General features: G+C 75.4%; 4 protein-coding genes and 1 pseudogene. 2 read left to right on the top strand and 3 right to left on the bottom strand.

Translation table 11 applies throughout. The features are described from left to right. A partial coding sequence (locus tag AAHZ94_RS25390) for a glycerate kinase (RefSeq protein ID WP_349995520.1) occupies positions 1 to 1000 on the bottom strand: 1000 nt, incomplete at its 3' end. A gap of 484 nt (positions 1001 to 1484) precedes the next feature. Here AAHZ94_RS25390 and AAHZ94_RS25395 point away from each other — a divergent pair. Continuing rightward, entirely contained in the window at positions 1485 to 3236 is a 1752-nt protein-coding gene (locus AAHZ94_RS25395) for a BCCT family transporter (protein ID WP_349995514.1), read from the top strand. A gap of 265 nt (positions 3237 to 3501) precedes the next feature. Here the strand turns inward: AAHZ94_RS25395 and AAHZ94_RS25400 are convergent, their stop codons facing one another. After that, the gene (locus AAHZ94_RS25400; protein ID WP_349995516.1) at positions 3502 to 4956 is read right to left on the bottom strand and encodes an MFS transporter; all 1455 of its coding nucleotides are present in this window, start codon (positions 4954 to 4956) and stop codon (positions 3502 to 3504) included. Between the two features lie 179 nt (positions 4957 to 5135). Then, a pseudogene (locus tag AAHZ94_RS25405) lies at positions 5136 to 5771 on the bottom strand (ArsR/SmtB family transcription factor); the annotation flags it as partial. A gap of 216 nt (positions 5772 to 5987) precedes the next feature. On the opposite strand from AAHZ94_RS25405, the gene AAHZ94_RS25410 reads away from it, so the two are divergent. Then, a partial coding sequence (locus AAHZ94_RS25410) for an LLM class flavin-dependent oxidoreductase (protein WP_349995518.1) occupies positions 5988 to 7008 on the top strand: 1021 nt, incomplete at its 3' end.

Genomic DNA, 7008 nt, shown 5'->3' on the forward strand with positions numbered 1-7008 from the left:
CCCCGGCCAGGTCGGCAGCGGAGAGCGCCAGCCGCCCGCACACGGCCACCACCGGCACGCCGTGCGCCCGGGCTGCCGCCGCCACCCCGGCCGGCGCCTTGCCGTGCAGGGTCTGCGCGTCGAGCGACCCCTCGCCGGTGATCACGAGATCGGCCCGGTCCAGCGCCGAGGCGAAGCCCAGCACGTCGAGCAGTACCGCGATGCCGGGCCGGAACCTGGCGCCGAGCCCGACCAGCGCCCCGTATCCGACGCCGCCCGCGGCCCCCGCCCCCGGCGCCCGGGCGTACGCACCGGCGCTCGGGCCGGCCGCGGGCTCCCATACCTGTGCGTAGTGGCACAGCGCCGCGTCCAGGATCGCCCCCTCGGCCGGTCCCGCGCCCTTCTGCGGGCCGTAGACGGCGGCGGCGCCCTGCGGGCCGGTGAGCGGGTTGTCCACATCGCTGGCGAGGGTGACGGCCGTGGTCGCCAGCCGGGCGTCGAGCCCGGTGAGGTCGATGGTGGCGAGGTCGCGCAGGCCGCCACCGCCGGGGCCGACGGGGCGGCCCGTCGCGTCCAGGAAGCGGGCCCCGAGCGCGCTGAGCATGCCGGCGCCGCCGTCGGTGCTGGCGCTGCCGCCGACGCCGAGGACGATGCTGGTGGCGCCGGCGTCCAGCGCGGCGCGCAGCAGTTGCCCGGTGCCGTGGCTGGTCGCGGTGAGCGGCGCCCGCTGCGAGGCGGGCAGCAGGCCGAGCCCGGAGGCGGCGGCCATCTCCACCACGGCCTCGCTCCCCCGCAGGGCGTACGCGGCGTCCACGGGCGCGCCGAGCGGCCCGGTCACGCGGTGGTCCCGGCGCTCGAACCCGGCGGCGAGTGCGGCGTCCACCGTGCCCTCGCCGCCGTCGGCGACCGGCAGCGCGGCCACCCGTACCCCCGGCACCGCCGCACGCAGCCCAGTCGTCAGGTGCGCGGCGACCTGCACGGCCGTCAGCGAGCCCTTGAACTTGTCCGCGGCGATCAGCACGCGGGGGGAGCGGCCGGGGGTGCCGGGCGGGGCGGTGGAGGGGGTGGCTGAGCCTTCGGCGGGGCCGCGCGTGGGGCCGTCCGCCGGTCCGCGCGTGGGACCGTCCGCGGGTCCGTCCGCGGAGGAGGCGATGGGGGCCGCTGCGGGACCGCTGTCGGTCGGGGCGGCCGTCAGTCCGGCGGCCGGAGCGGCAGCCGGAGCGGCAGCCGGAGCGGCAGCCGGAGCGGCGGCCGGAGCGGCAGCCGACACCAAAGGCAACTTATCGATATTGCTGACCCTCGGGTGCGGCTCGCGCGCGCCCTCCCTCATCGTGGGTCCCCTCTCCGCCGCGGCCGACTTCCGCGCCCCGCGGGCGCGCCGCCGTGACCCTATCCGCAGCGGGTGCGCGCCTATCCGCCATGGGCCGCGCCGCCGACGGGCGGAGTAGCCGGACAACGGCGCGCCACGGGGCATCTCGCCCTTTGTCGCACCATAGTGGGGCGCCATGAGTACCCCGCCGACGCAGTCGACCGAACTGCCACCCGATCCGGACGAGGGCCAGGGCGCCCACCACGACCCGCCTCCCGACCTCATCGTGGTCGGGATCGGGGTGGTGGCGGTGTTGGCCGCCGTCGCGTGGGCCGCGTTCGCCAAGGACAACTTCGCGGACACCTCGGACACCGCCCTGAACTGGGTGCTCACCAACTTCGGCTGGCTGTTCGTGGTCGCAGCCGACGTGTTCCTGGCGCTGTGCCTGTTCATCGCCCTGAGCCGGTTCGGCCGGATCAGGCTGGGCCGTGACGAGGACGAGCCGGAGTTCGGGAACCTGGCCTGGATCGCCATGATGTTCAGCGCCGGCATGGGCATCGGCCTCATGTTCTACGGCGTCGGCGAACCGTTGCTGCACTACACGGACCCGCCACCGGCCAGCGGTGAGCGGCCGGGCACGGGCGCCGCGGCGCGGACGGCGATGGAGTACTCGTTCTTCCACTGGACGTTCACGCCGTGGGCGATCTACGGCATGGCCGGGCTCGCGCTGGCGTACGCGGTGTTCCGCAAGGGCCGCGGCAACCGGCTGAGCTCCGCGTTCGTACCGCTCCTCGGTGAGCGGCGGGCCGACGGGTGGCAGGGCAAGGCGATCGACCTGCTGGCCGTCTTCGCGACCGTCTTCGGCACCGCGACCAGCCTCGGCCTCGGCGCGCTCCAGGTGGCCGAGGGGCTCAACCTCACCACTGGGCTCGACAACACCAAGACGGTGCAGTTGGTGATCATCGGCTCGCTCTCGGCGGCGTTCGTGGGCTCGGCGTTCTCCGGGCTGCACAAGGGCGTCAAGTGGCTGAGCACGCTCAACATCGTGCTGGCGGCGCTGATGATGCTGTTCGTCTTCGTGGTCGGGCCCACGGTGTACGTGCTGGACAGCATTCCGGCGAGCGTCGGCGGCTACCTCAACGACCTGCTGCCGATGGCCTCGCGGACGGGGGCCTTCACCGACCGGAGCTGGCTCGGTGCCTGGACCATCTTCTACTGGGCGTGGTGGCTGTCGTGGGCGCCGTTCGTCGGAACCTTCATCGCCCGCATCTCGCGCGGGCGCAGCATCCGCGAGTTCCTGATCGGGGTGCTCCTGGTGCCCAGCGGCGCGACGATGATCTGGTTCTGCGTGATGGGCGGCAGCGCCATCCGGCTGGACACCAGCGGCACGGCCGATCTGACGAAGGCGGTCAAGAACGGTGCGGAGGCGTCGCTGTTCGAGATGCTGGACGCGCTGCCGCTGGGCACGGCGACCGCCTGGCTGGCGATGGCGCTGATCATGACGTACTTCGTCACCAGCGCCGACTCGGCGTCACTGGTGATGGGCTCGCTGACCAGCCGGGGGTCACTGCACCCACGTACCTGGCTAGTCGTCGCCTGGGGCATCTTGATGGCCGCGGTGGCCGCCGTACTGTTGGTCGCCGGTGGCCTGGAGGCGCTGAAGACCGCGACGATCCTGGTCGCGCTGCCCTTCGTACTGGTGATGCTGGCGCTGTGCTGGGCGCTGCTGCGGGAGTTGCGCAGCGACCCGGGCGCCGGTCCGCCGCGCCACCACGCGCTGCACGGACTGCGGGACGCGGTGCGGGCCATGGTCGGCGACGCGCTGACCGAGCAGACCCCGACCCGCCACCCCCGACTGCGCCGCGCGGCCTCACGGGTCGCCGACCGCGAGGAACAGGGTCCCGACGGCCCCGGCGGCTCCGGCGGCGGCGCCAGCAACTCCGGCTGAACGGGGCGGCGCGCGTACCGATCAGTCCGTACGGGGCAGCCCGTACGAACCCGACGCGTACGGCCCGGCACATACGGCCCGTGTGCGCGGACCCGCCGCGTACGGATCGACGCGTACGGATCAACGCGTACGGATCAACGCGTACAGCCTCATGCGTACGGACCCGGCGCGGGCCCGCCCCGGGCTGGGGCTCGGGAGGGGGTGCGCGCCGGGTCGGTGTCAGGGACGGTGTCGTGTCAGGGGCGATGTCGTGTCAGGGGCAGGGTCAGAGCAGTGCCCGCGGGGCGTCGGGAGCGGGGTCGGATGCGGGGTTCTCGGGGCCGCCGGGCTCGGGGCCGCCACGGCCGGGACCACCGTGGTCGGGGCCGCCCTGCCCGGGGTCGTCGCGGCCGGGGTCGTCGCTGCCGGGGGCCGGTGCCTGGCCCGCGGCCCTGACTGCCGCACGGCGCTCGTCCATCGCGCGCCACTCGGGGCGGAGCGCCGGCAGGCTGGTGGTGAGGAAGTACGCGATGCCGGCGGTCAACAGGGCGGGCAGCAGGCCGACCGAGGCCACCGCCGCGCCCGCGGCCAGCCCGCCGAGGGGGATGCCGGCCCAGGCCAGCGAGGTGGACAGGGCACGGACCCGGCCGAGCATCGTGCGCGGCACGCGTTCGTAGAAGACCGCCCCCAGCACCGGGTTGAGGAAGCCCGCGCCGAAGCCGGCGAGTGCGAAGACGGGCAGGACGAACAGGAGTGGCCCGTCGGACGCCAGGGCGAAGAACCGGGGCGCCCCGCCGAGCAGGAAGCCGACGAAGAAGACGACCCGGCGGCTGAGCCGGCTCGCGGCCAGCGCGGCGAGCAGACTGCCCAGCACCGCCATCACCCCCTGCACGCTGCCCACCAGGCCGATCACCGAGGGCCCGTGGCCGGACTCCTTGGCCCAGACGGGCAGCAGGACCATGCTGAACGCCGCGTCGAGGAAGTTGGTGATGCCGACCATGACGCAGATGGTGAGCAGCAGCGGGTCGCCCTTGAGGAAGGTGAAGCCGGCGCCGAAGCGGCGCCAGTAGCCGGGCTCCGCCTCGCCGGCCTCCCCGTCGGCGTCGGCCGTGGCCGGCTCGGGGGCCCGGCCCATGCCGCGCGGCAGCAGCAGGGCGATGATCAGCGAGCCCATCGCGAAGCAGCCGGCGTTGACGGCGAGCGCGGGGAGCGGGCCGATCAGCGCGACCAGGCCGCCGCCGACGGCCGGGCCGACGGTGGAGGCGAGCCGCTCCGTCACGCCGGCGAACCCGGTGGCCCGCTCCATCGGCACCGCGGCGCGCTCGGCCGCCTCCGGGACCATCACTTCCTTGGCCAGGTCGCCGGGGCCGCGCGCGGCGCCGATCAGGGCGACCAGGACGAGCAGCAGCGGAAGCGACAGCACGTCGAAGACGTGGCACAGCGGGACGGCGGCAGCCGCACTGGCGCTGACCAGGTCGGTGGTCCAGGACACGGCGCGCGGGCCTATTCGATCGACCAGCGGCCCGGCGAACGCCTTGACCAGGACATACGGCGTCATCTCGCAGAAGGCGACCAGGCCGGTCTGGGTGGCGCTGCCCGTGGTGACGAGGACGAACCAGGGGCGCGCGACGACCGAGACCCGGGTACCGGTCAGCGACACGGCGATGGCCGCGAGCACGCCGATCAGCGGACGCATGGAACGGTGACCGGGCAGGTCGGCCGCTGGCAGGGCGGTGCTCATGACGGTGTTGACCCCTTCGTTCCTGGCTGCTGGGTGGGCTCTTTGGCGGCGGGTTGGGCTGCGTCTTGGTTCGCGGGATCGTTTGCAGGATCGGTGGTGGGTTCGTTGGCGGGCTCGGCGGCGGGCCGCGCGGGCTCCGGCCGTACGGGCTCTGCGCGTACGGGCTCTGCGCGTACGGCCTCCGGCGGTGTGGGGGGCGCGGCTGCGGGGGCGGCGAGTTCGGGCAGCACCTGGGTGATCAGGCTGACCCGCTCGGCGTCTGCGGGGGCGTCGGCCGCCGCTTCCGGGGTGTCCTGCCGGTACCTGGCGACCACCTCGGCCAACTCCTGGCGCAGGGCCACCGCCTCGGCCGGCGTCAGCCGCAGGTCCCAGTCGCTCATGTCGAAGGTGCCCCGCCACGCCTCGGGCAGGGCCGGCAACTCGTTCAGCGCCTGCTGCGTACGGAGGGTGTAGGCGGCGCCGACGGACTGGAGGTAGCCGAGCGTGGCCTCGGGCTCGCTGCGGGTCAGGGCGGGGTCGCTGAGCTGGGTCGTCCGGTGCACCGAGCGCCACCAGCGTTCGCGCGCGTTGCCGAGCTCGGCGTCCTCCTCGACGAACCCGGCTGCGCCGAGTTGGCGCAGGTGGTAGCTGGCCGTCCCGGAGTTGACGCCAAGCCGCTCCGCGAGCCGGGTCGCCGTGGACGGGCCGCACTTCCGCAGCAACCCGACCAACTGCACCCGCACCGGATGTGCCAGGGCGCGCAGCCCCTTGGCGTCCAGGACCGCCACTTCCTCGTCATGGCGGGGGCCATCGGGCCGCCGCTCCGCTTCGCTCATGCCGTCACCGTAGACCGCAAAGGGTTCTTCGCAAAGTCATTTTTGCGAAGAACCCTTTGCGAAGGCTTCTCCGGAATTGCCATGGCTCATGGGGGTCCGTCCCCGCGGAACGCCCCGCCGCGCACCCCGGCGTCCCTTGCGTCGCGACCGGCCGCCGCCCACCTCGCCACCGGCGGGATTGACCTCAAGTGGCCTTGAAGTTGCACCGTTTACGGCATGACGCATGCACTCCCCCGGCTGGCGATCGGCGCGGTGCTGCCGTCGCGCTCCGTCCAGCACGCGCAGCGGCTCGACCTCGCCACTGCCGCCCGGCACGCCGAGAGCGTGGGGCTCGACCTCGTCGCGTACGGCGGCATCGGAAGCGGCCCGGCGCGGCCACCCGACCGGCGGCGCGCCCGGGCCGGCAGGGCGGGCACCCCGCCCCGTACGGTCGCGGCGGACCCGCCGGCCCTGGCACACGCCGCGCCGGGTGCTCCGGTAGGTGTGGCGGACGCGCTGGCCCCGGTGGTCGCGGCCACGGAGCGGCTGCGGATCTGCGCCGGGCTCGGCGCGAGCGCGCTCCGCTCGCTGGGCCGCACCGCCCGACACGTCGCCGACCTGCGCACCGCGGCGGGCGACCGCCTCGTACTCGGCGTCGGCGTCGGCACGGACAGCGCGGCTGCGGACGGCACGGTCATGGACGGCGCGGCTGCGGGCGGCACCGGTGCGGGTGACGGCGGTCCGGGTGCGGTGGCTGACGGCGGCGCGAGTGGCTGGGGTGCGGGTGGCTGCGGCGGCGGACCCGGCGGGGCGCGGCGGGCGGGCGATGAGCCGTGGGGCTTACGCGCGGACACCGCGCTGGCGCTGCTGCCGCGGCTGTTGGCCGGGGAGCGGGTGCCGTTGCCCGACGAGGTGGGCCCGCCGGAACCCGCGCCGCCCGCCGGGGTGCCGTGGCCCCAGGTCTGGGTGGGCGGCGGCTCGCCGGCGGCGCTGCGGCGCGTCATCCGGTACGCCGACGGCTGGTTCCCCGCCCACCTCACGCCGGACCAGGTGGCCGACGGCGTGGTGCGGCTCGCCGAGCGGGCGGTGTGGCGCGGCCGGCCCGCACCAACGGTCGCGGTGGCGCTGTACGGAGCGCTGGGCCGGACCGGCTCACCCGACCTGCGCACGGCCGCGGCCCCGGCCCCGGCGCGGGGCCGCCGCCGCCCCGCCGGGGGGGGGCCCCGGCGCCCCCCCCCCCCCCCCCGGCCGGGGGGGG

This window comes from Streptomyces sp. HSW2009 (assembly GCF_040240285.1).
Classification (GTDB): Bacteria; Actinomycetota; Actinomycetes; order Streptomycetales; family Streptomycetaceae; genus Streptomyces.

Excerpts from the sequence above, each read along its gene's own strand:
- AAHZ94_RS25395 (WP_349995514.1), top strand. The coding sequence starts at position 1,485 with ATGAGTACCCCGCCGACGCAGTCGACCGAACTGCCACCCGATCCGGAC.
- AAHZ94_RS25400 (WP_349995516.1), bottom strand. The coding sequence starts at position 4,956 with ATGAGCACCGCCCTGCCAGCGGCCGACCTGCCCGGTCACCGTTCCATG.